This window comes from Acinetobacter sp. UBA3025, from assembly GCF_002367915.1.
In the GTDB taxonomy this organism is placed as follows: domain Bacteria; phylum Pseudomonadota; class Gammaproteobacteria; order Pseudomonadales; family Moraxellaceae; genus Acinetobacter.
Genome location: NZ_DFDO01000212.1, coordinates 1 through 24,470, shown reverse-complemented (window position 1 = coordinate 24,470; position 24,470 = coordinate 1). Strand labels below are relative to the sequence as shown.

The 24,470-nt window shown below is 41.9% G+C and carries 20 protein-coding genes; 10 read left to right on the top strand and 10 right to left on the bottom strand.

Annotated elements, in window-relative coordinates:
* Positions 1 to 102: 102 nt before the first annotated feature.
* Complete coding sequence (locus B4J23_RS08900) at positions 103 to 1,011, bottom strand: lysine exporter LysO family protein (protein WP_179992442.1); 909 nt, start codon at positions 1,009 to 1,011, stop codon at positions 103 to 105.
* Between the two features lie 65 nt (positions 1,012 to 1,076).
* Positions 1,077 to 2,573 (bottom strand): flavin-containing monooxygenase, encoded by a 1,497-nt coding sequence (locus B4J23_RS08895; RefSeq protein ID WP_291360067.1) that lies wholly within the window; start codon positions 2,571 to 2,573, stop codon positions 1,077 to 1,079.
* Positions 2,574 to 2,717: 144 nt separating this feature from the next.
* Here B4J23_RS08895 and B4J23_RS08890 point away from each other — a divergent pair, with 144 nt between their 5' ends.
* The 5 genes from B4J23_RS08890 to B4J23_RS08870 all read left to right on the top strand — a co-directional run bounded on the left by B4J23_RS08890 (position 2,718) and on the right by B4J23_RS08870 (position 10,151).
* On the top strand, positions 2,718 to 3,725 hold the full coding sequence (locus B4J23_RS08890; protein ID WP_291360065.1) for an AraC family transcriptional regulator: 1,008 nt from the start codon (positions 2,718 to 2,720) through the stop codon (positions 3,723 to 3,725).
* Between the two features lie 83 nt (positions 3,726 to 3,808).
* The gene (gene zapE, locus B4J23_RS08885) at positions 3,809 to 4,960 is read left to right on the top strand and encodes a cell division protein ZapE (protein WP_104425963.1); all 1,152 of its coding nucleotides are present in this window, start codon (positions 3,809 to 3,811) and stop codon (positions 4,958 to 4,960) included.
* A gap of 363 nt (positions 4,961 to 5,323) precedes the next feature.
* Entirely contained in the window at positions 5,324 to 7,489 is a 2,166-nt protein-coding gene (locus B4J23_RS08880) for a malate synthase G (RefSeq protein ID WP_291360063.1), read from the top strand.
* A gap of 464 nt (positions 7,490 to 7,953) precedes the next feature.
* Positions 7,954 to 9,396, top strand: a complete 1,443-nt coding sequence (locus B4J23_RS08875) for an aldehyde dehydrogenase family protein (RefSeq protein WP_291360061.1) — start codon at positions 7,954 to 7,956, stop codon at positions 9,394 to 9,396.
* 92 nt (positions 9,397 to 9,488) lie between these two features.
* Complete coding sequence (locus tag B4J23_RS08870; RefSeq protein ID WP_104425965.1) at positions 9,489 to 10,151, top strand: SOS response-associated peptidase family protein; 663 nt, start codon at positions 9,489 to 9,491, stop codon at positions 10,149 to 10,151.
* Positions 10,152 to 10,233: 82 nt separating this feature from the next.
* Here the strand turns inward: B4J23_RS08870 and B4J23_RS08865 are convergent, their stop codons facing one another.
* Positions 10,234 to 10,698, bottom strand: a complete 465-nt coding sequence (locus B4J23_RS08865; RefSeq protein ID WP_004783963.1) for a MarR family winged helix-turn-helix transcriptional regulator — start codon at positions 10,696 to 10,698, stop codon at positions 10,234 to 10,236.
* Positions 10,699 to 11,663: 965 nt separating this feature from the next.
* On the opposite strand from B4J23_RS08865, the gene B4J23_RS08860 reads away from it, so the two are divergent.
* Positions 11,664 to 13,187, top strand: coding sequence for a TerC family protein (locus B4J23_RS08860; RefSeq protein ID WP_004783960.1), 1,524 nt, complete (start codon positions 11,664 to 11,666; stop codon positions 13,185 to 13,187).
* A 475-nt stretch (positions 13,188 to 13,662) separates the two neighbouring features.
* Here the strand turns inward: B4J23_RS08860 and thiM are convergent, their stop codons facing one another.
* From thiM to B4J23_RS08845, 3 genes are all read right to left on the bottom strand, one after another.
* The gene (thiM, locus tag B4J23_RS08855) at positions 13,663 to 14,496 is read right to left on the bottom strand and encodes a hydroxyethylthiazole kinase (protein ID WP_291360057.1); all 834 of its coding nucleotides are present in this window, start codon (positions 14,494 to 14,496) and stop codon (positions 13,663 to 13,665) included.
* Positions 14,497 to 14,535: 39 nt separating this feature from the next.
* Positions 14,536 to 15,696, bottom strand: a complete 1,161-nt coding sequence (locus tag B4J23_RS08850; protein ID WP_166135028.1) for a hypothetical protein — start codon at positions 15,694 to 15,696, stop codon at positions 14,536 to 14,538.
* A 169-nt stretch (positions 15,697 to 15,865) separates the two neighbouring features.
* The gene (locus tag B4J23_RS08845) at positions 15,866 to 16,123 is read right to left on the bottom strand and encodes a hypothetical protein (protein WP_004783954.1); all 258 of its coding nucleotides are present in this window, start codon (positions 16,121 to 16,123) and stop codon (positions 15,866 to 15,868) included.
* A 682-nt stretch (positions 16,124 to 16,805) separates the two neighbouring features.
* Between B4J23_RS08845 and pepN the strand changes: the two genes are divergently transcribed.
* Together pepN and B4J23_RS08835 are read left to right on the top strand one after the other, a co-directional pair.
* Positions 16,806 to 19,415 (top strand): aminopeptidase N, encoded by a 2,610-nt coding sequence (gene pepN, locus B4J23_RS08840; RefSeq protein ID WP_291360053.1) that lies wholly within the window; start codon positions 16,806 to 16,808, stop codon positions 19,413 to 19,415.
* Positions 19,416 to 19,624: 209 nt separating this feature from the next.
* Entirely contained in the window at positions 19,625 to 19,834 is a 210-nt protein-coding gene (locus B4J23_RS08835) for a hypothetical protein (RefSeq protein ID WP_005236079.1), read from the top strand.
* Positions 19,835 to 19,870: 36 nt separating this feature from the next.
* Here B4J23_RS08835 and B4J23_RS08830 read toward each other — a convergent pair whose 3' ends face one another.
* Together B4J23_RS08830 and B4J23_RS08825 are read right to left on the bottom strand one after the other, a co-directional pair.
* Complete coding sequence (locus tag B4J23_RS08830; RefSeq protein ID WP_291360050.1) at positions 19,871 to 20,317, bottom strand: universal stress protein; 447 nt, start codon at positions 20,315 to 20,317, stop codon at positions 19,871 to 19,873.
* Between the two features lie 125 nt (positions 20,318 to 20,442).
* A complete protein-coding gene (locus B4J23_RS08825; RefSeq protein ID WP_291360048.1) occupies positions 20,443 to 20,886 on the bottom strand; it encodes a universal stress protein in 444 nt (147 codons plus the stop codon).
* Between the two features lie 275 nt (positions 20,887 to 21,161).
* Here B4J23_RS08825 and B4J23_RS08820 point away from each other — a divergent pair, with 275 nt between their 5' ends.
* Together B4J23_RS08820 and B4J23_RS08815 are read left to right on the top strand one after the other, a co-directional pair.
* The gene (locus B4J23_RS08820) at positions 21,162 to 22,166 is read left to right on the top strand and encodes an alpha/beta hydrolase (RefSeq protein WP_291360046.1); all 1,005 of its coding nucleotides are present in this window, start codon (positions 21,162 to 21,164) and stop codon (positions 22,164 to 22,166) included.
* A gap of 67 nt (positions 22,167 to 22,233) precedes the next feature.
* Positions 22,234 to 22,578, top strand: a complete 345-nt coding sequence (locus tag B4J23_RS08815; protein ID WP_005236073.1) for an SMR family transporter — start codon at positions 22,234 to 22,236, stop codon at positions 22,576 to 22,578.
* A 37-nt stretch (positions 22,579 to 22,615) separates the two neighbouring features.
* Here the strand turns inward: B4J23_RS08815 and B4J23_RS08810 are convergent, their stop codons facing one another.
* Both B4J23_RS08810 and leuE read right to left on the bottom strand, forming a co-directional pair.
* Positions 22,616 to 23,791 (bottom strand): benzoate/H(+) symporter BenE family transporter, encoded by a 1,176-nt coding sequence (locus B4J23_RS08810; protein WP_291360044.1) that lies wholly within the window; start codon positions 23,789 to 23,791, stop codon positions 22,616 to 22,618.
* Positions 23,792 to 23,901: 110 nt separating this feature from the next.
* The coding region (leuE, locus tag B4J23_RS08805) for a leucine efflux protein LeuE (RefSeq protein ID WP_291360042.1) at positions 23,902 to 24,470 on the bottom strand (569 nt) is incomplete at its 5' end.

The following is a 24,470-nucleotide window of genomic DNA, read 5'->3' as shown; positions in this document are numbered from 1 at the left end:
CATAAAACAAGAGGAAGCTCAAATGAGCTTCCTCTTGTGAAAAATTGTGGGACAGCAATGGGACTTCTCCTCCCTTTAAAAAAGGGAGGTCGGGAGGGATTTTTAAATTACCGCCAACACACTTACCGCTACTGGCGCCAATACAGATAAAATAAAACCGCTCACCATGGCATGTGGAATAAAATCATTGCCACAGGCCTGTTTGACCATGGGTAAAGTCACATCCATCGCAGTCGCACCTGCAGCAGAAATTGCTGATCTTGGGTAACGCCAGCCGGCACAATACATCAGTAAAATCGCAAAAATTTCCCGAAATAGGTCATTCATCAGGGCAATACTACCCAGTTCTGCATTTCTCAGTTCTGTGACGACAACACCCGACATGGAATAAAAACCATAACCTTGCGACAGCATAATCAGGTCTTTTAAATGAATATCTGGATTCCAGAAAGAATAGACAATTGCTGCCACGCATGAACCAGCAATACAACCTGCCGGAACCAGCAGGATTTTCCAGTTCAACCATGAGCGATCAAGTGGTGAATAGGCAAGATCCAGTCCAATCAGAAACATAAAGACCAGTAATAAATGCCAGGTGCTGATTTGAATAGAAAGACCCATTTGAGTGGAACTATAATGCAGCAAGTAGCCAGCGGCTAAGGCGAAGAACGCATAACTGATATTGATCAGTGATTTAATCACTAGCTCAGTGGAGACTCGTCCAGAAGAAGGTTGAAAATCTGCCCATTTAAAGAGCAGATAACAACAGCCAAATGCCCCAATAGAGGTGAGAAAAGCAATTGTAATAGAGGTATTTAGAATCTGAGCAGGATGAGGTAATTCCGCTAAAAGTTCAGAAAACTCAAAAGCGATGGCAATCAGTAAGATATAACTAAAATAAGGAAGAACCTTAAAGCAGATTTTTGTGAAGGGAGCAGGAAGCCGTTTCGCAAAAACAAAGCCAAGTGCTAAACAGACCAGAAGTTGGGATACTAACCAAAGCGATTGCATAATAAAAAAGTATGATAAATCAGTCTTTATTATGCCATCGCTAGCACTATGTATGTGAAGGGCTTTTAACTGGCTTTATTTAAAAAATAGTAATCTGCCGCATTAAGGGTTTTGATTTTGAGCCAGTATTTCCAGGTATAGGTAGGCCATAAGGCAAAATTTTTCCCACCTTCCTGTTGATACCAGCTGACACAGCCAGATTGCCAGACCGTATTGTCCAGCATATGTTGGACATCCTGGTTGAATTTTTCCTGTACCTGATCTTTGACCACAATTGCATCACTATGTGATTGATCCACTAGGGCGATCATTTGCAGGATATAACTTACTTGCGCTTCAATCATGAAAAGGACTGAATTATGTGCCAGCACAGTATTTGGCCCTAATAACTGGAACAGGTTCGGAAAACCTTTCACACAGATTCCATAATAGCTTTCGGCACCATCTTTCCAGACATCATTTAAGTGAATGCCATTCAGGCCAGTGCAGTCAAAATTTTTCAGATAAATTCTTGGATCAGTAATAAATCCGGTACCGTAGATCAGGCAGTCAATCGGACGTTCTTTACCATCTACTGTAATAATACTGTTTTCAGTCACTTCACAAATGCCTTCAGTAACCAGTTCCACATTTTTACGGTTAAAGGTAGGGAAATATTGATTAGACACCAGAATCCGTTTACAGCCCATGATGTAGCCTGGAGTTAACTTCTTAGCAGTTTCCTTGTCCTTGACCTGATAGCGAATATAAGCTTCAGCCAGTTTCTGAGCATATTTCATGACAGTTGGTTTAACGATAGGCACCACGCGTGATTCATTGGACCAGTACAGGCGAATCCGGTGTAACTTGCGGAACCATTCATATTTGGAAAATAGCTTTTTTTCCAGGTCATGATATAGGCGCTCATCCCGTGGAATAACCCAAGCCGCAGTACGTTGCAAGACATAGAGCTGTTTGCATTCGGGTGCAATTTCAGGGATATATTGAATTGCACTGCCACCAGTCCCAATCGATGCAACATTTTTTCCCTTGAGATCATAATGATGATCCCAGTGAGAAGAGTGAAAGATTTTACCCTTAAATTTTTCAATGCCCGTAATATGAGGAATTTGAGGAACATGTAAAGGACCAGAGGCAAATACTATAAACTGGGCTTCCAGAATGCTTTGATCATGCAGATGGATTTGCCATAAGCATCGGTCTTGCTGATAATGAACCCCGAGTACTTCGGTATTCAGCCGAGCAAAAGCCCGAAGATTATAATCACTGACTAAATCTTGAATATAGCTAAAAATTTCCGGTGCTTCGGCATAGCGTTTTGACCAGTCAGTTTTGGGGGCAAAAGAAAGGGAATACATATGTGATTGCACATCACAGGCTGCTCCCGGATACTGATTATCGCGCCAGGTTCCACCAAAATCGCTATCTTTTTCTAAAATAATAAAATTATGGATGCCTTGCTGCTGTAAACGTATTGCCATCGCTATCCCGCCAAAACCGGCACCGATAATGGCCACTTTGGTATAAGGATGATTATGGTTAAGGCTTGTATTGTCCAGCATCTTCGCATTCCTTGCTTATTTTAATAATGGATAATTATCTTGATTTATTAACTGGCTATTAGATATAAAATTGATCTAAACGGCAATAGCCGACTGCTTATTTTTATAGTACAACTAGAGCTATCACATTGTATTTGTATGGTTATGAAACGTTCTGTTCTCAGTCTGATGTATCTGATCCAGGGCATGCGCAAGGCTGGCATAGAGGTCGATCAAAAACTGCAAAATATCGGCTTGCGTGTTGATGCGCTTGATCCGACTTCAATTATTCACCCAAGCGTGGAATATGATGTGCTCAAGGTGGTAGGTCAGGATATCCAGCCAGAACAGGGTTTATTGATCGGCCAGCATTATGCATTGGCAGGTTACGGGCCTTTGTTGATGTTGCTGGTGACCAGTCCAACCGTACGGGATGCGATGCATCAGGTAATTCGTTTTCAGCAATTGACGCATCTTACCGGTCAGTTGGGACTGGAGCAAAGTGAGTACCGCAGTGCGATTTGCTATTATCCCAAGAAAACGGAAGATCATCTGGGAATGCTGGTCGCGCAAGCTGAGATTTCAGGTACATTCAAGTTTATTCGCGATATCTACAAGATGATGGGTTTGTCCAAACCTGACCTGCAGATTGAACTGCCTTTCGCCGCACCGGAACAACCTGCTACCCAGAAAATCTATCATGATTATTATGGAACACAGGTACAGTTTGATGCTGCAAGAGCTGCATTCTGGTTTGATGAGGCTATTCTGGATATCCGGATTCCTTCAGCAGATGCGGAGACCTTTGCAGTGTATGAAGCAAAGTGTCTAGCTGAACTGGAACGTCTGGCGGAAGATGCGGATGTCCCGACTGTGGTACAGCGAGTACAGGATTATCTGGAGCTGCAAACCGGTTTGATGCCGAGTATGGCTGAAACGGCTCAAGCTCTGAATATTCCAGAACGTACTTTACGCCATCAATTACAGCAGTTCGATACCAGTTATAAACAGATTCGCGAAGAGATTATTAAAGATAAAGCTTTGCGACTCATTGAATATAAACAGTATTCGATTGAAATGATTGCAGAGTTATTGGGTTATTCCGAACCGGCTGCTTTTAACCATGCCTTTAAGCGCTGGTTTGGGCAAAGTCCTCGGCAATATATAAAATAGCCTAAGTTAGTTAATGCCAAAGTGTTATAGTGTGCGTTCTAAACTCCGCTATAATTAAATAGATCCTGAATAGTACGAAACCTATGTCCGATTTTAATTCACAGCACAGCACCGCTTTTAGTCCGATCTCTCCTGCAGAACGTTATGCACAGGCTTTGTCTTCAGGACAGTTTATGCCTGATGATGCACAGGCCATGGCAGTACATGAGCTGAATCGTACCTGGCTGGAATTAATTCAGCGTTTTAAAGCTTCTAAGAAGGCCTTTCGCCGTTTCCGTCGTCAGACTTCGCCAAAAGGTGTATACATGTGGGGTGGAGTAGGTCGTGGCAAGACCTGGCTCATGGATCAGTTTTATGAGTCGATTCCATTTCGCCGTAAAACCCGTATGCACTTTCACCACTTTATGCAGCATGTGCATCGTGAGTTAAACAAGCTTTCAGGCCAGCGCAATCCGTTGGATCTGGTAGCGGATCAGATTTATAAAGATGCTGTGGTGATCTGCTTTGATGAATTTTTTGTATCTAACGTCACCGATGCCATGATCCTGAGTGATCTGTTCCAGAAGCTGTTTGAACGTGGCATTACGCTAGTAGCGACTTCGAACATTGCACCGGATGGTTTATATAAAAACGGGATTCACCGTGACCGTTTTCTGCCAACCATTGAAATGGTCAAGAAAAACTGTGTCATTCTGAATGTAGATGCTGGTGTGGATTACCGTTTACGTGTCTTAAAGCAGGCGCAATTATTCAAATATCCACTAACGCATGATAATAAAAACTGGTTGGCACATCGCTATACCGCACTGACTCAAACCCAAACCTCTTCTCAAGAACCAATCATCATCAATAACCGCATTGTTGAAACTGTGGCACATACTGAAGATGTGTTGTGGTGTGAGTTCTCTGAACTATGCCTAAAACCGCGTAGTCCGGCTGACTTCATTGAAATTGCGAATATCTACAATACGGTATTGGTCAGCAATGTGCCGCATTTAACCGATTTCCTAAATGATGCCACACGCCGTTTTATTTATCTGGTCGATGAATTTTATGACCGTGGAGTCAAATTACTGCTGACTTCAGAAGATAATATTATTGATCTTTATAAAGGTGAGCGACTGGCTTTCGAAATTGAACGGACTCGTTCACGCTTATTGGAAATGCAGTCAGATGAATATCTGCATTCAGAACATCGCCAGATCGAGAAAATAGCTTCAAGTGAGCCTGAATAAATACAACAAGCGCTGGTCATGACCGGCGCTTTTTTATGCATTCCATTGCGTCAAAGATCGACAAGCTCAGCCAAACATGGCTTAATCTTGATCTAAATATGACCTTGTATAAAAAGAACGGACAACTTTTATTCAAAAATCTGAACTTAAGTCTAATTTCTACATTTCAAAAACTTTATACACTGTCATGAGGGTATTTAGCAGGATGATATTGCATCGTGTGTGACATCATTTAATAAGAATATGAGGGTATTCTTATTAGAAAAATGCTCATTATTTTGCGGTGTGATAGTACTATTCAGCTAGATTTTAATCGGTATACTAGAATCTCTTGTATAAAAAGTAGCAATATCAGGAAAGACAATGACTGCACGTATTCAAAAAGGCAAGTTAGCGATTGCTAAAGAACTTTACGATTTTATCGAAAATGAAGCACTACCAGGTTCTGGTTTGGACAGCGAAACATACTGGAAGAACTTTGAACAAGTCGTTGTTGATCTTAGCCCTAAAAACAAAGCACTTTTGGCTAAGCGTGATGATATTCAAGCTAAAATTGATGAATGGCATCGCAATAACACATTTGAATTACAAGCTTACAAAGCTTTCTTGACTGAAATTGGCTACTTATTACCAGAAGTAGAAGATTTCCAGATCAGCACTGAAAATGTAGACGAAGAGATTGCACTATTGGCTGGCCCACAGCTGGTAGTTCCAGTACGTAATGCACGTTACTGCCTGAACGCAGCGAATGCACGCTGGGGTTCTTTATACGATGCTTTATACGGCTTCGACGTGATCTCTGAAGAAGATGGTGCTGAAAAAGGTAAAGGCTATAACCCGAAACGTGGTGAGAAAGTTATCGCATTCGCGAAAAACTTCTTAAATGAAACATTCCCGCTGGCACAAGGTTCACATGCTGATGCAACCAAATATGCTGTTGAAGGTAATGCACTGGTTGTAACGCTGAAAGACGGATCTACCACAACTGTTGCAGATAACTCTAAATTCGTCGGTTACAATGGCGAAGCTTCTGCACCGACTGAAATCGTACTGAAAAATAACGGCCTGCATGCAATCATCCAGATTGATGCAAACAGCCCAATTGGCCAAACAGATGCAGCAGGCGTAAAAGACGTTGTGCTTGAAGCAGCTGTAACGACGATTCAGGACTTGGAAGACTCTGTTGCAGCAGTTGATGCTGAAGAAAAAGTAGAAGGCTACCGTAACTGGTTAGGCTTGATGAAAGGTACGCTTGAAGAGTCTATCGAGAAAAATGGCAAGACCATTACCCGTAAACTAAATGCTGACCGCACCTTCAAAAATGTTGAAGGCGGTGAGACCAAGGTTCATGGTCGTTCATTGATGCTGCTTCGTAACGTTGGTCACTTGATGACAAACCCGGCGATCCTTGTAGATGGCGAAGAAATTTATGAAGGCATCATGGATGCATTAGTCACTCCATTGCTTTCTGTGGCTGATATCCGTGGTGATAACACGATCAAGAACTCACGTACCGGTTCTATGTACATCGTTAAGCCAAAAATGCACGGTCCAGAAGAAGTCGCATTTGCGGTAGAATTGTTCGAACGTGCTGAACAGGCGCTTGGCTTACCTGCGAAAACCCTGAAAATCGGTATCATGGATGAAGAGCGTCGTACTTCGGTTAACCTGAAAAACTGTATTGCTCAGGCGAAAGACCGTACTATCTTTATTAATACCGGTTTCATGGATCGTACAGGTGATGAAATCCATACCTTCATGGAAGCAGGTCCATTCGTTCGTAAAGGCGAAATCAAAGGGCAAAAATGGTTCCCAGCTTACGAAAACCGCAACGTGATGGTAGGTCTGCAAACGGGTCTACGTGGTAAAGCACAGATTGGTAAAGGCATGTGGCCAAAACCAGACATGCTTTTAGACATGTACAAGACTAAGACTGAGCACCCTGAAGCAGGCGCGAGCTGTGCATGGGTTCCATCTCCAACAGGTGCAGTAATTCACGCGATTCACTACCATCAAATCAATGTAGCGAACCGTCAGCAAGAATTGCTTGCAACTGAAGCGTTGCCTTTAGATGATTTGTTAACTCCACCTCTTGCAACTGATACTAACTGGTCTGAAGAAGAGAAACTAAAAGAACTGGAAAATAACTGTCAAGGTATCTTGGGTTATGTCGTTCGTTGGGTTGATCTGGGTGTAGGTTGTTCTAAAGTTCCAGACATCAATGATGTGGGCTTGATGGAAGACCGTGCAACTTTACGTATTTCTTCTCAGCACGTTGCAAACTGGTTACGTCACGGGATCGTAACGCGTGAACAGGTTGAAGAAGTAATGCAACGCATGGCGAAAATTGTGGATGAGCAAAATGCGAATGATCCACTGTACAAGCCAATGGCTGCTGACTTTGACAACAGCATTGCATTCCAGGCTGCTTCTGATCTGATCTTCAAAGGTGGTGAACAGCCATCAGGCTATACAGAGCCGCTTCTACATGCAGCTCGTTTAAAACTTAAAGGTTATACAGGTAACTAATTCTGTAACTTGAAAAAAAGCCTCTTCGGAGGCTTTTTTATTGCTCTTAAAAAAGATCTAAGGATAAAAATGTTCTTTTGGAAGGTAAACTAACTGATTGAAGCCCTAAAACAGAACAAAGTCAGAGAAGAAAACTTTAATAATAATTATCTGTTAAACAGTAGCTTTATATCTGCCAGTCGCTATTCCTATGAGCGTTTACAGTTCCTCATGCTGGGTAGCTGTAGAGCTTTGGATCATGATATTTAAGACTCAGTTTAATTCGCAATTTTTAATTTCTAAGAATCGTATTTTGGCTGATGTACTGGAAGATTTAAACTGCGATAAAAGAGAATCATGCATCAGTAAGTTCCACTTACTTATAAAGCTAAAGATAAAAGCGTAACAATTCGTCGCTGTCACTTCCATCCTGAAATGGCTCTGCTAAAGTAAAAGCAAATCAATAAATTGCAGGGAAGAACAGCATGGCATATCAAAATTTGGATCAGCAGTTTATTGCGGGTCAGTGGCAACCCGGCCGTTCTCAGAAAATGATTCAGAATTTGAATCCCTACACCCAAGATACGATCTTTACTTTGCAGGCGGCCAGTACTGCAGATGTTGATGCGGCTTATGTGGCAGCTGATAAAGCCTTTCAGCAGAGTGCTATTAAATCAGTAGAGTTAAGACGGCAAATCCTGCAAAAACTACAACATGTGATTCAGGTACGCCAAGATGAAATTATTGACTGGTTAATTCTTGAGTCTGGAAGTACCCGTTTTAAAGCGGGTCTGGAAGTTGGCGCTGCTTTATCCATTATTCAGGAAAGTCAGAAATTTCCGGGGCAGATCAAGACTGAACAGCTGGAGAGCAAAGATCCCCAACGTAAAAGTCTGGTACTGCGTAAACCCTTGGGTGTGATTGGTGTCATTAGCCCATGGAATTTTCCATTTCATTTATCCATGCGTTCGGTAGCAACAGCGATTGCCTGTGGAAATAGTGTGGTACTCAAGCCAGCAAGTGATACGCCAGTGACAGGTGGAACCTTATTAGGAAAACTGTTTGAAGAAGCTGGCTTACCTGCAGGTGTGCTCAATGTGGTATCAGGTGCAGGCAGTGAAATTGGTGACTATTTTGTCGAACATCCGATTCCAAAAATGATCTCATTCACGGGTTCTACAGAAGTCGGACAGAATGTAGGAAGCAAAGCCTTAGCCAGCCCTCGAATTAAACGTCTGGCGCTGGAACTGGGCGGAAATGCGCCACTAGTGATTCTGGATGATGCTGATCTTGATCTGGCAGTAGAACTGACAATCATGGGGCGCTTTATGCATCAGGGGCAAATCTGTATGAGCACCAATCGGGTTATTGTCGATGCGTCTATTCATGATGCCTATGTGGAAAAACTTTTAGAGCGAGTGAAAACTGTTGCTGTGGGTGATCCAAATCTGGAAGAGACCATCATTGGGCCGATCATCAATCAGAGTCAGATCAAAAAACATCAGCAGATTATTCAAAGTGCAAAAGAGCAGGGTGCAGAGCTGGTATACGAAGGGGGGATAGAAGGTAATCTGGTCTATCCACATATCTTTACTGGGGTAGCACCTGAATCTCCATTGGCTCAGGAAGAAAGTTTTGGACCGATTCTACCAGTACTGAAAGCTCGCGATGAAGCACATGCCTTAAAGCTGGCCAATGATACCCGTTTTGGCTTATCCAGTGCGGTTTGTACCTCGAATATTGAACGTGGTATTAATTTTACGGAACAGCTTGATATCGGTATGACCCATATCAATAGTATTAGTGTGGCAGATCAGGCCAATGCTCCGTTTGGGGGAGAGAAAAACTCTGGACTTGGGCGTTTCAATGGACGCTGGATTTTTGAGGAATTCACCCGTACTCACTGGCTGACTGTACCTAGTGAATAATATTAAATGATAGAAACTTATCCATAATCCATACAGGTTTAAGCTTGGCATCAAGCTATAATCAGAATATCAAGTGATCTGTCTGATTAAGCATGTGTGCCAACTTTAAGCCTTTAACTTCACAGCAAATACATGATCTGGGCTTGCCGGAAATTCCCTTTGAATATCCGGAAGAAGTCTATCCGAATTATGCTACCCCCTTGTTATTTCAATCTGATCAAGGTCTGGAATGGCGCTCGGTTAACTTTGGCTTTATTCCCAAATGGGCAGAGGATAAAACGATTGGGACAAAAACCTACAATGCCAGAAATGAAACTTTGCTGCAAAAACCAACCTTTGCAGAAGCGACAGCCAAATGCAAGTTTGGGGTGATTCCCGTCTCGGAATTTTATGAGTCAAAGTATTTTGATAATAAACCACAGCGCTGGGGTGTCAGGCGTAAAGATGGAAAAGCGACCTTTATTGCGGCACTGTATGAAATTGCTCGGGTGCAGGATGAAATCGTACGTTCGGCTAGTATGATTACGATGGATGCAATAGACCATCCCATGATGAAAGAGTTTCATGAGCCGGGGAATATTAAACGTTCAGTTATTGTGATTCCGCACGAACGTTTACATGAATGGCTGAATCTCACGCAACCGGATATTCGCAGCTTTGTACAGGGATTTCCAGTAGAGGAGTTCGAATGTTCACATGTACCAAAAGAAAGAATCAAAAAAGCCAGTCCACAGCTGAACTTTTTTGAATCCTAAAACCTAGAAAGCAATGGCGGATCGTTAATTATTATAAAAGGTGTTATTGATCTCGCCAGCTAAATTCAAAATTGAAAAATACTTAACGAGCCAAATTTTTAAAGATATGGCGTAAGCTTTCCATGGTTTTTTCAATTTGTAATGGGGTTAGCCCTTCAAATGACTGTTCCAGTACAACATTGGTCAGGTCATTAATTTTATGTGTCATTTCCATTCCTTTTTCAGTCAGCGCGACACGGGTAATACGAGCATCGTCTTCACAGGAATAGGTTTCAACCAGACCTTCATCTTTTAAGCGATAAACGATCTTGGTGGTTGTCGACATTTTAGATACGACCATTTCTGACAGGTCAGAAACGCTGGCATGTGGTTTGGCTTTAAGAGCAAGCAAGATACGGCGACGTGAATTATCGACACCATACTTTTTAAGTGCATGATCTACATTTAGGACATATTGGGCATGAACTTGAGTCACCCAGTAGTATGGGAAGTTTTCTAAATTAAAGTCTTCTGCACAAGGTAAAAATTTTGCATATTTTTTAGTCATGAAATGTTCCTTTTATTTATTTTTCTAGGGCACTGACATTTTATGTAAAAGTTTATACATGTTTCAACCTTTATTTTTAAAATGTTAACGAGATTGCATTTGTTAGATCTTCTTAACACCAAAAAAATCAGGTGATTTAAGTGTTGTAGATCAATCGGGGCAAATTGTAACTGTCTTTATCCAGATGAATGGCATTGATATGACATGCAAATCTTAAGACTCCAGATTAAATTTAGAGTCTGAATAAGAACTAGATTGGCAAACCATATGGATAAATGGCCGACCTGCGCATATATTACTTTTGGTGAGTATGCGGAAATACAATTCAAAATCGATGCTGTTTAAATGAATGCTCTGATACATTTTTTAATCTGTAGCACGACGCAGATTCGGATTTCTCAAATCTGATCGAAAGCTAGAGCGAGTACATTTAAGTTGGTCACCCATCTAACTAATAAAATCGTTTTGGATGAGAAACTTATGCATCTTTTTGATCCCACGACTAACTATTTATAACGTGTATGAACTATTTTAATAAAAAATCCATATTTAAAATATGTCTTTAGATAAGTGGATTTAATGGACTTAGTCGGATAGTGGATGATTCAATATTTTATGATGCATGATTAGATATGAATATTAAGAGAAACAGTAATTTATATCTCAGGCTTCTATCAGATAGATTTAATGCGCTTAGGGTCAAAAAGAAGCCTAAATTTTCTTTAATTTGTAATGAGTTATGTAGAACATAACAGATTCAGGCCAATGATTTGAAAATTAAAAGATTTTAGAATGAGGAGAGGCAAAGCGGTGCAACAGTTTTTTATAAATTTTATTGTTCAAAAATCATAAGTTTATGCATAATAGATACATCTTAAGTCGAAAAGGTTAAATTAAATGGATCCCTCGCCGTGCGTTGATCTTCCATATTCGTTGCTTACATACTCAAACGGGATGGTGTTCTAATGGAATTTTTATTAGATCCCGGAATTTGGGTTGGTTTAATTACTCTTATTATTCTCGAAATCGTTTTAGGTATTGATAACCTAGTCTTTATTGCCATTCTGGCTGAGAAACTTCCTCCTGAACAGCGTGATAAGGCCCGTGTGATTGGTCTATCCTTGGCCTTGCTGATGCGTTTAGGTCTGTTGTTCGCGATCTCCTGGTTAGTCACCTTGACTCAACCGCTTATTCAATTATTTAACTGGACCTTCTCCGGACGGGATTTGATTCTGCTCTTTGGTGGTTTATTCCTGCTCTATAAAGCTGTTACCGAACTTCATGAAAAAATTGAAGGTAAGCCTGAAATACAGGTTACCACCAAGGTGGCATATGCGGGCTTCACCGCAGTCGTGGCCCAGATTGTCATTTTGGATGCCGTATTTTCACTGGACTCGGTGATTACCGCCGTAGGCATGGTCGATAATATCTATGTCATGATGGCGGCGATGATTATCGCGATGGCCGTGATGTTATTGGCGTCTAAACCATTGACTAACTTTGTGAATCGTCATCCTACGGTCGTGATTCTGTGTTTGAGCTTCCTGTTACTGATCGGGATCAGCCTGATGGCAGAAGGTTTTGGTTTCCATATTCCGAAAGGCTACATCTATTCTGGTATTGGTGTTGCAATTGCAGTTGAAGCCTTTAACCAGTTTAGTCAGCGCAATGCTGCGAAACATGAAGCCAAGATTCCGTTGCGTCATCGCACTGCTAACAGTATTCTCCAACTGATGGGCGCTAAGCTTGAAACCACCAGTACTACTCAGCATGAAGCACAGGAAACCTTTGCGGATGAAGAACGCTATATGATTGGCGGAGTATTGACCTTGGCAGAGCGTTCTGTAGCATCGATCATGACCCCACGAAGCCAGATTTCCTGGGTCGATCTGGAAGATAGTCCGGAACAGATCCGTGAAAAAATCCTGTCTGTACCCCACAGCCTGTTTCCGGTTTGTCGGGGCAGTCTGGATAAGGTGATTACCATCGTTCGTGCCAAAGAACTGTTAGATGTACTGGATGAACCGGAAGAGTTAAAAGCTTTGATCAAGCGTCATCGCCCTATCTATATCTTTGAAAGAATGAAGGTGATTGACGCGATTAATACCTTACGTACCTCAAAAGGCTCTCTGGTGCTGGTGAGCGATGAATTTGGTCATGTACAAGGTCTGATTTCACCGCTAGATGTGTTTGAGGCAATTGCCGGTGAATTCCCGGATGCCGATGAGCAGCTGGATCTGGTCAAAGTTGATGATACACACTGGATTGCATCTGGTATGCTGGATTTATACCAATTAGAACTTGAGCTCGGTATGCTGGATCTGATTGATGAAGATGCAGGCTATATCAGTGTTGCCGGTCTGATTCTGGATAAAACCAATAGTGTGGTCGAGGTAGGCACTGAACTGAACTACCAAGGTATTCAATTCAAGGTAATGGAAATCGAAAATAACCGGATTAAGTCGGTGAGTATCCATTATCAGGGTTAATCGCCTGTCTTGATTATTTTTTGAGTCAGTTGCTTAAGGGCAACTGACTCTTTTATTGAATATTATTTATGACTTAGATATTAATGCTCACCTAAGCTTATTCTTCAGGCTAAATGGAGTATTGAATATTTCGGAAGCCAAGAATGCGTAATAGGTTTTACAGGTTTAGAAGTAATAAATCTTACTGAAGTATCAAAATCCAGACATGCTTTATTTAGAATTATTAAACGAATTTAAATAAAGTTTAAAAATAAGTGTGAATTTGACTAAGTGGTAAAATATATATTTCACGTAATTTTGAAAGATATTAGTCAAATTCGAGATACAAAAGCTCATCCAAAGCTTACACAATACTCAGCTTGAGCGCTTGAAAAATTATTTTTGCCAGATTAGGGCTGAATTTAATTATCTAAAAATAAGTTGAATAGTGTAATAGGGTGTTCTATGTGTTCATTATAAAACACCCGACTGATGCTTAGTCTGCCAAAATCCGAAAGTCTGCATATTGACGGATCGTTTCTATATTCAATTGATGGATCTCATCGGTAAATGCAGTATTAAACTGGCCTAAGGTCGGTGCTTTGGCAAAAGCCAATTGACCGGCGATTGCAAAATGAACATGAGCAGAGAGCGCTGCGATCGCAGGAGAACTTACTGCACTATACGCTGCAATCAGGGCCCCTAGGGCACATCCAGTTGCTGTGACGCGCGGCTGTAAATATGAACCGCCTAAAACCTGAATCACCGGATAATCTCTGGAAATGATGTAATCAGACTCACCTGAAATAGCAATACATTCACATTGTTCCAGTAAGGACTGCGCCTGTAGATAAACTTCCGAGCTATCGACAGTGCTATTGACGCCTTTGGACTCAATATTTTTCCCTGCCAAGGCACCAATTTCTGAAGCATTTCCCCGTAAAATTGTGGGTTGATAGGTCATGAGCTGATCCACAACACCTGAACGCCAATGCAGTACATTTCCATAACCAACAGGATCTAGTACCCATGACTTTTGAATGCTGTGTGCTGTTTTCGCAGCAATCTGCATTGCCTCGACCTGTTCAGTAGTCGGTGTTCCCAAATTTAAACTGAGTGCCCCGGCAATTTTGACAAAACCCTCTGCTTCAAAAGGATTATCAATCATGGCGGGCGAAGCATTCGCAGCCAGCAAGATATTGGCCACATAGTTGCTGGCCACCGCATTAGTCATCACATGCACCAAGGGTTGCTGCTCTTGAAGCAATGACCAGGCTTCACAGATCTGATCGAGAAAAGTATTTTGTAATTGTTGCACGGAAGTATTCATCATCCTGATCTTTCAAATATGAATAGGGCTGCTAAATGCTTAGCGGGTAAAATAATGGTCTTGATGTTTGCAGTTACGGCATAACAGGCTGACATAATCGCTGGCATCATATTCAACAGTAAGCTCTTGTGAGCCGCAATGCATACAGCGTTTTTGTGAATAAAATTTCAGGCGTGGTTCAATCTTTTGCCATGAACGCCAGACCGGTTGGAAGAAAATATTTTCATCATAACCCAGGAAGCGGAAAAACAGGATGCTGCTCATTTTGCTCAAAGGCAATTGCGGTGGACGAGGCAGGATAGAGGTTTCCCATTTTTCATTCACTGAACGTTCCCGATATTGCTGTAGGGTCTTTTTCAGTAAATTGGTATTAATGAAATTTTCATTTCGTGGTTTTAAAGCTTTCTGCTGATACAGATATTCGAGGGCCGATTGCACCAGATAATAAATCTGCCCCACAGCCAAAACATCGAGCAGGCGATAGCAGAAGGTCTGAAAACTTTGATTGCCCGCAATCTGAATACCCCAGCTACGGCAATAGAACTGTGCGAATTGAATGACTTCCTGATACAGCAGACAATACAGTGCATCTTTGACTTCATCCGCACTTTTAAAAGGTACGCCTTTGCTCAGATTTTCATAGAACCAGTAACGCAATTGCTGGGTAATACTAAACAGGCTTGGCTCAGAATAGCCATCCAGACGTACATTAATATAGTACTGCTGATTCTCTTGTTGAATATCTCTAGGAACTAGAATCTGGTCTTTCAGCAGATTTTTGACCAGACCATGCTGATACAGGTAATTCGGGCTGATGGAATAATATTTAATGGCATGCCAGTCAATATATTCCTGATGCTGGCTATGTTCCTGAACCTGTTCATCCAGAATCGAAAGTAGAAACAGTTTATTAATAAAGCTGAGCTGATTGAGCTCATATTCATGCCGATCCTGCTTTTTATGAAATTTCCGGTTTTCCTGTAAACGGACTTCTTTCAGCATACGTTTGCGCTGGGCCAGACACTGATCGCAATAACAGTTGTGTTTCTGGTCGGTATAGAGCTGATGCTGGCAGTGGCTGCATTCATGATAAGTAATGTCCTGATCATACTGTTCTGCCTCGATCCAGTACATGGAGGCCTTACATAACGGGCACTGCGTACTTTCGTCAAGCTGTTTTTGCAGAACGTTGAATACCATGATTGCGCACAACTCCAGAATAAAGAGAAACTGCGATTATACACAGCTCATCAAAGTCACGCGTCATTTGAGAATATTTTTAATGCAGCAGATTTTCAGGAGAAGAGAGCCTTTAAACGAACAGAGCTACCGAAGTAGCCCTGTATTCAAGAAAACTGGATCATCCTTTTTAAACAGGGCATGGTAATGTTTCGTCTTCCTCTCCCTGATGTTTCGCTTGAATCAACGCCTGCACTTTTTTGGATGGAACCTTTTTGGCACCAAGTGCATCATAAGTATTCAGAATCGCACTGACCTCATGCGCCTGTAGCTGAACGCCTTCAGAACTCATGAACAGGGCAATAACTTTATGATCAATATTGGCCTGATCCAGAACCTGAAGTGTTTTAAGATTTTCAATCCGTACCACATGCTGTTTTAAATACATAGCTCACCTCAATTTCTTTGTTGTCGTTATTCTTGGAGTCTTTGCGCTTGGAGAAAACACACTTAAACTGTAGCAAAAACTATGCTCATTTTTTAATCAATATTTCGGAATTGCTATTAATCATAAATTATATATTTTTAAATCAAGCACATAAGAAAATGTAAAAAAATATGATATTAGCCGAAAACTTGGCATATATCTTTCTTTGAATCCTGCCATTGCTGTTGGGTGATGCAAAATGCATTCAAACTGGTGCATGTCATTTGTGCATTTAAAATGAAATTTGGAACGCAGATTAACCAGAACTTAATCTTTTAGAAGTCAGGTTTTGCAGCGCCCAGCATCTAAATTAGATATAAGGTTGTTCTGAACCCAGGCAGTAATTTTTCATATTGGAATAATACTTTGCATGTGCAGGAATCATGCATAGAGGAATCATACAGTGCAGATGAAAGCTTTTTTTATTTTATCTTTAAGTTGTTTTAGAGATGGGGATTTTAGATATCGGGCAAATATAAGGCGATTATCGTATATTTTGATGTAGCTCAATTGAAAAGATCAGTAATTATTCCCATATACAATACAAATGAAACGCACAGACAGGTTCAAGATCAAGGCGTATGATCAATACATTGACAATCTTTTGCCTTAGAAGCTGTGCAATAAAGGATCAGGACATTATATGAATATCGCGGCGAATCCGGTGATCGAAGCAGATCAAACCATTTATTTAAAAGACTATCAAAAACCTTCTTTTGTTGTAGATTCAATCGACCTGAATATTCAAGTCTATGACGATCATACGCTGGTCAGCAGCAAACTGGAGATGCAGCGTCAAACAGCAGGTGATCTGGTATTGCTTGGTCGTGACCTGGAACTGCAATCGATCCAGTTAAATAGTCAGCCACTAAATGCATCAGATTATATTTTGGATGCTGAGCAACTGGTGATTAGCAATGCTCCAGATCAGGCGACTATTGAAACAGTGGTCAAGATTCATCCAGAAAGCAATACCATGCTGGAAGGTCTGTATCAGGCCAGTTCAGATTTATTCGTAACTCAGAACGAACCGGAAGGTTTCCGTAAAATTACGTTCTATCCAGACCGCCCAGATGTATTGTCTGTATTTACCACTCGTGTCGAAGCTGACAAAAAGTATCCGGTTCTACTGGCTAACGGTAACCTGATCGAAACCGGCGAAGTGGATGAAAACCGTCACTATGCACTTTGGCAAGATCCAACCAAAAAGCCGAGCTATTTATTTGCCTGCGTAATCGGTGATCTGGCAGTGATGAAAGACCGCTATACCACATCAGAAGGTCGTGATGTCGCACTGGAAATCTATGCTGAAGAAAAAGACATTCCAAAATGCAAAATCGCGATGGAAGCGTTGAAACATTCCATGCGTTGGGATGAAGAGCATTATGGTCTGCCATACGACCTTGATAATTATATGATCGTAGCAACCAGCGCATTTAACATGGGTGCGATGGAAAACAAAGGTCTGAATATCTTCAATACCTCATGTGTATTGGCTGATGAAGAATATACAACTGATGCTGCCATCATGCGTGTGCAATCAGTGATTGCCCATGAATATTTCCATAACTGGACGGGTAACCGGATTACTTGCCGTGACTGGTTCCAGCTGTGTCTGAAAGAAGGTTTGACCGTATTCCGTGATCAGTCTTTTTCTGAAGATCTACAATCTGCTGCGGTACAACGTATTGATGATGTAGCAGTCCTGAAAGCGCATCAGTTTCCGGAAGATTCTGGCCCTTTATCGCATCCACCGCGTCCGGATCATTTTGTAGAAATTAATAACTTCTATACGGCGACCGTGTATGAAAAAGGTGCAGAAATTAACCGTATGATGGTGACTTTGCTCGGTAAAGAAAAATTCCGTCAAGGTACAGATGAGTATTTCCGCCGTCATGATGGTCAGGCCGTAACGGTTGAAGACTGGGTGGCTGCCTTGACTGCCGGTTCAGGGGTAGATTTATCGAACTTCCTGACTTGGTATAACCAGCCAGGTACACCGAAACTGGTCGCAAAAGGTGAGTATGATGCAGATGCACAAACTTATCGTCTTAGCTTTAAGCAAAGCCTGAAAGCTCATCCGAAATATCCGAATCTGAAAGCTGTTCCGATTCCAGTGGCTTTGGCCTTGTTTGATGCGGCTACAGGCGAGCAGCTGAGCCTGAACTCTGATGCCTTATTTGAAAATGGCGTCAAAGATGGGGTATATCTGTTTGATCAAGATGAAGCGACCATCGAGTTTAGCGGTATAACCAGCAAGCCGATTGTTTCTTTACTGCGTAACTTCTCTGCACCCGTTGATCTGCATTTTGATTACTCTGAACAAGAACTGGCGTTCCTGTTGCAATATGAAACCAATGGTTTTAACCAGTGGCAAGCGACCCAGACTTTATTAGAACGCATTCTGCTGGATGATCAACCTTCTGAAATCTATATCGAGGCAATGCTGAATACCTTACCTGATCTGATTCAAAAAGATCCGCTATTGGCTTCACGCTTATTTGATGTACCGGCAGAAGGTTACCTGGGTAGCCGGATTGATACAGACTACAATCCGGCCATGATCCAAGAAAAACGTGATGCCTTGCTGCATAAATTGGCACGTGCTTTTGGAGCAACAGCTAAAGAAATCTATCTGGGTCTGGATCCTGAATTGCAGTCAGATTTCTCTCAGGCGATGGGTGTACGTGCATTGAAAAATATCATGTTGATGCTGATTGCACGTCAAGGTGATGAAAGTGCATTTGAACTGGCAGAGCAGCAATACCAAAACACAGGCAACATGTCTGAACGTTTAGGTGCCTTGCGTGTGCTGGTATGGAATGATGCCCCTCAAGCCAAAGCATTCCTGGATGATTTCTATAACCGCTTTAAAGATGAAGCGCTGGCACTGGATCAATGGTTCATGCTGCAAGCCGCTCATCCAAAAGCGACTGCAGAAACAATTAAAGCACTCACTGAGCATGCAGATTATGACTTGAAAGTGCCAAACCGTATTCGTGCAGTGAGTGGCGGTTTGAATGCCAATCCAGTCAATACCTGGAGCTTTGGTGTACAGCATTATATCGAGCTGGCGAAATATCTGGATCAGAAAAACCCGATTGTCGGTTCACGTCTGCTTCAGGTGCTTTCACGCTGGTATACCCTGATTGAACCACAACGCAGTGAAGTCAAAGCACAACTTGAAGCTTTAAAACCACAGGTGAAATCGAAAAATGTCTCTGAGACATTGAACAGCATGTTAAGCATATAAGATCATTATGTAAAAAGCCGGATCATCTGATCCGGCTTTTTATTATTTACTTATTTTAAATGGTGAATTTAAACACATTTAAAATCCTATAATGCGAAATTAGCCACATAAAAGGTTTACAGTAAGAGGCTAGACAGGAAAGTAAAACTATACTTTTCTATTAAACATGAAGAAATCTTCAAATTGATATACTAGAGGTCTTATTCAAGATGTTGGTGAAAATCGAAGATGGTTTTTATTTAAATACTCGGCATATTATTGCGGTTCATGTCAGCAGAAATGCTGCGACTGGTCTGTTTGAAATTTCCCTTCAATATACACCGTATTCTATTCAGCAAGCCGGAGAATACAAAAAAGTATTTAATAGCCAGCTGGATGCTGAACTCTTCCTGAATGAACTGAATCAAAAAGTTCGCTAAAAAAAGCCTGCATCGCAGGCTTTTTTGTTGTCTGTCTTACGATCTCACAATCAATACCGGAATCTCGGACTGGGAAAGGACATTCTGTGCTACGCTACCCAGCATTAGTTTTTGCAGACCTTTACGGCCATGTGATCCCATGATAATCAGATCGGTCGGAACTTCCTGCGCTGCCTGAAGAATTCCTTCAGAAGGTGCCATACCATGAATGATTTTAGTCGTGACTTGCGTACCATCATACACAAAATTTGCCTTGATCTCATTTAAAAGATCCAGTGCATGTTGTTCTGCCTGCATGAAATAGTCAGTGACTGCGGGAGCAACCTTATAAAAGTCCACGCCTTTAAATGGATCTACGGCAATAATACTGACCAATGTCACCTTACTACTAAAAGCTTTGGCCAGCTCACGGGCATGTTCAGCTGCAGCATAGGACATTGAGGATTCATCGAGTGCGACAAGAATATGTTCATAGTTTTGCATAGTGTCTCCTCATTTTTAGAATATGCAGTGAAATGGTCATTTAGAAAATGGAGGTTCACTGTAGAAGGGTTTAGACAGAAACACTGCCTGAAAAAATTGCGCACCTTGAAGATGCGCAAATCAGATCATTTTTTAACGATTAATACCGGAATTTGGCTGGCGCCCAAAACATCTTGTGCAAAGCTGCCCAGAATCATTTTCTGGAAGCCTTTACGACCGTGTGAACCCATGACGATCAGATCGGCTTGGGTTTCCTCTGCAGTCTCAGCAATATGTTCGGCATTCACCAGACCAGTCACAATGCGGGAATCTGCTTCTATACCTTCACTGCCTGCAATTACAGTGGCTTCTTTTAGGGCATTTTTTGCATTGGCATGAGCCTGAGCAAAATACTCTTTCATGATGGTTGAACTGTAGTAGAAGTCAGCTTCGGTAAAAGGGTCTTCTGCAATCAGGCTGATCAGGGAAAGTTTACTGCCAAATGCCTTGGCAATTTTGGCTGCATGTCGAACTGCAGAAAAGGAAATATCTGAACCGTCTACTGGGACTAAAATATGTTGGTAAGCCATGATTTTTCTCCGCATGTTGTGTGTCTTTTACGCTCTGATTTATTGATAGCACAGTCCACCCAAGGGTGCAATTGCAAAAAGCTGAAAAATGGCAAAAAATCTTTAAATTACAGATATTTTTCACGTGAAAGCAGAGATTTGATTAAAGAAAAAACAGAGCGAAAAACTAGGAATTCAGGTTTTATTGATCAAAAATAACAGGATAAATGACGCTGTTTTTCTGGGAATAGTTTAAACTGCCTAAGCTTATTTTTTGGCTGATCGAGGGGAAGGTTTTGAGGTTCTTTGTCATTCATTTATTGCTGCTCTGTTCAATTATTCTGGCAGGCTGTCAAAATACTGTACAAAATAGCCGGGTCATTGCCGGTGCTTTTAATTTGACCACAGGGATGCAGCAAAAGGTGATAGATCGCTATGCACCAGGTTCGGTCATCGTGCATCAGAATATGGTCTATGCACCGCAGAAAAAGCTCTCTCTGGATCTGTATCAACCGCAAAATATCGAAAGTATTGGCCCCCAACCAACTATTGTGTGGATTCATGGTGGTGGCTGGATTTCTGGTTCAAAAGAACATGCTCGGGGTTATTTTAAACTTCTGGCTGCGCAAGGTTATAACGTGGTATCGGTTCAATATCAGTTTGCACCTCAAGCGATTTATCCAAGTCAGTTACATCAGATTGATCAGGCTTTGGAGTTTATTACTCAACATGCAGTCGAATACCAGATTGATGCCCAGAATTTATATCTGGCCGGAGATTCTGCCGGTGCGAATATGGCCAGCCATTATGCTGCGCTTCTAACAAATCCTGACTTCGCCAAACAATCTGATTTTCAGCCTTATCTGCAACCCTCTCAGCTTAAAGGTCTGATTCTGCACTGTGGTATTTATGACCTGGAGTCATTTGCCAGTACTGCACCTGATGAAATGAAGATCGTAGAGTGGGGCGTATATAGCCTGATTCAGGCCTATACAGGTGACCGTAAAAATGATGCCGAGTTTCTCAAACGTGTTTCTCCAATCCAGTATATTACGCCGTCGTATCCGCCAGTATTCATTAGCGGGGGCAACAAGGACTTTCTGACTGATACCCAATCCTTGCCTTTTATCAAAGCTTTAAAAGCGCAGCAGGTTCCAGTGACAGAAGTTTTTTATCCCGAATCTAAAGCCTGGCTGATTCATGAATATCAGTTCTTTATGGGCAAGAAAGAAAGTCAGCAGACTTTTATCAAGACGCTGGATTTTTTGCATCAGCTTTCGCCTCTCAACATAAACTTATAAAAAATTTATTTCTTAAGAGCATAACTAAGCTTTGTTTTAGGAAAGATAGATTTGGAGAATGGAAAAAATGAACCCTGCGACTTGGGCATATCTTTTGTTGGGTTTGGCGATTATTGCCGAAGTCACTGGATCTACATTTCTGGTGAAATCTGAAGGCTTTACCCGTTTGTGGCCTTCTTTAGCGGTGGTCGTTTTATTTTGTATCGCCTTTTATTTGCTGTCTCAGGTGATCAAGGTGATTCCTTTAGGCATTGCTTATGCGATCTGGGCCGGTGTGGGGATCATTCTCACGGCCATTGTTGGTTATATTGTATTTAAGCAGGCGCTGGATCTTCCTGCTTTTATAGGTATTGCCCTGATTATTTCCGGTGTGGTGGTCATTAATCTGTTTTCTCAAGCAGCAGGGCATTAAAAAAAGATAGATATAAGTCATCTCTACTTTTATAAATTTAAGCCAACTGAGGTTTAAGCTTAAATAGTAAATAAACCATCAAACCAAGCAGTAGGCCCCAGAAAGCAGAACCAATGCCGAAAAACTGGATATTGGATGCACTGAACAGAAAGGTCATCAATGCAGCTTCCCGGTCATGACTGTCCTGAAAAGCCAGTGCAATGTTGTGGCTAATGGTGCCAAACAGGGCAATGCCGGCCAGAACCGTAATGAGAATACCCGGAAAAGCCATCAATAAGCTGGTCAGGGTCGCAGCGAAGAAACCCATCAGAATATAAAACAGACCACAGCTCATACCTGCGATATAACGCTTAGCTGGATCAGGATGTGCCTGTGCATCCAGACTGACTGCTGCACTAATTGCAGCAAGATTAACACTGAAACAGCCAAAGGGAGCGAGTAGTGCCTGAGTGAGGCCCGTCCAGCCTAAAATCGAATTTACCTTGGGTGGATAGCCATAACTTTTAATTACAGCCAGGCCTGGTAAATATTGCGATGCCAGATTAATCACCATCAGCGGAAGAGCCAGTCCTAAAATAGCTTGCAGGCTAAATTCTGGTGTGGTCCATACAGGCTGGGCGATGCTCCAGTTCAAATGTGGAAGCGTAAAATCGATAAAGAACGGACAGAGCGTAATTGCCATTAAGACGGTAATGACAATGCTATAACGGGTACTGAGCTTTTTGGAAATGAGATAGATGGCCAGTACTGTAAGCACAAAGCCCCAAGATTGTTGCAGGCTGCCAAATACCGAAATACCAAATTTCAGCAAGACACCAGCCAGCATGGAACTGGTCAGACTTTGCGGAATAAACTGAAAAATCCGGTCAAATATTCCGAAAAATCCCAGACAGGCAATCAGGATGCCACAAATCAGAAAAGCGCCAATCGCTTCGGCCAGACTGTAATGGCCTGCGGAGGCAATAATTAACGCCAGACCGGCTGTCGACCAGGCGGTGGAAATCGGATAACGATATTTCCAGGAAAGCAGCAAGCCGGAAACCCCAATACCTATACCGAGTGCCCATAACCAGGAACTGATTTGCGCTGCATTTGCACCCAGGCTTTGCGCTGCTTCAATGACCAGTACCGCGGATACGCTGATCCCAATTATGCAGGTAATAAAACCCGCCATGATGGCAGGAAAGGAGAGATCTTGTAAAAGTTTAGGCATCATCCATGACACTATTTTTAAATGCGTTTAAATCATACGCTTTTCATATATAAACACAATGTTTTTAACAATTTTAGAAAGAGCTACTCTTGCCAGAAAGCTACTAATTTTTAGAAGGTTGAAGTCGCCAGTTTGATTCCGAACCCGCAGAATAGAATTCCTACTGAAGCAACTCCGCCAGCGGTCAATTTATAATTCTGGTTGAAATAGCTCGCGAGTTTGACCCCGGAAAAGATCAGGATTGAAAGGTAGGTCATGCTGATCAGTTGCAGGATTAAAGCCAAGAGTGCAAAAGTCAGTGCCGGATAAGGGTAAACAGGATCGACAAACTGCATAAAAAAAGACAAGTAAAATAGAATTGCCTTAGGATTTAAAACACTGATCGTCAATGCTGTGCGAAAGGGTTGAATCGACTCGACAGTTTCAGAAGTAGCCTTTTTAATCTGAACACGTTGTGATGACTGTTTCGGAAAGAAAGTCTGATAAGCGGCAATGATCAGTTTGATACCAAGATAACTGAGATAGATAGCACCGATAATTTTCAGGGCAATAAACAGCACGGGAAACGTATGGAGTAGAGAGGCTGCGCCTAACGCCGTACACAGGATCAGAATCAGGTCACCGGTATAAACCCCTAAGGCACCCATATAGCCGGTCTTGATGCCAAAACGGGAGGCAA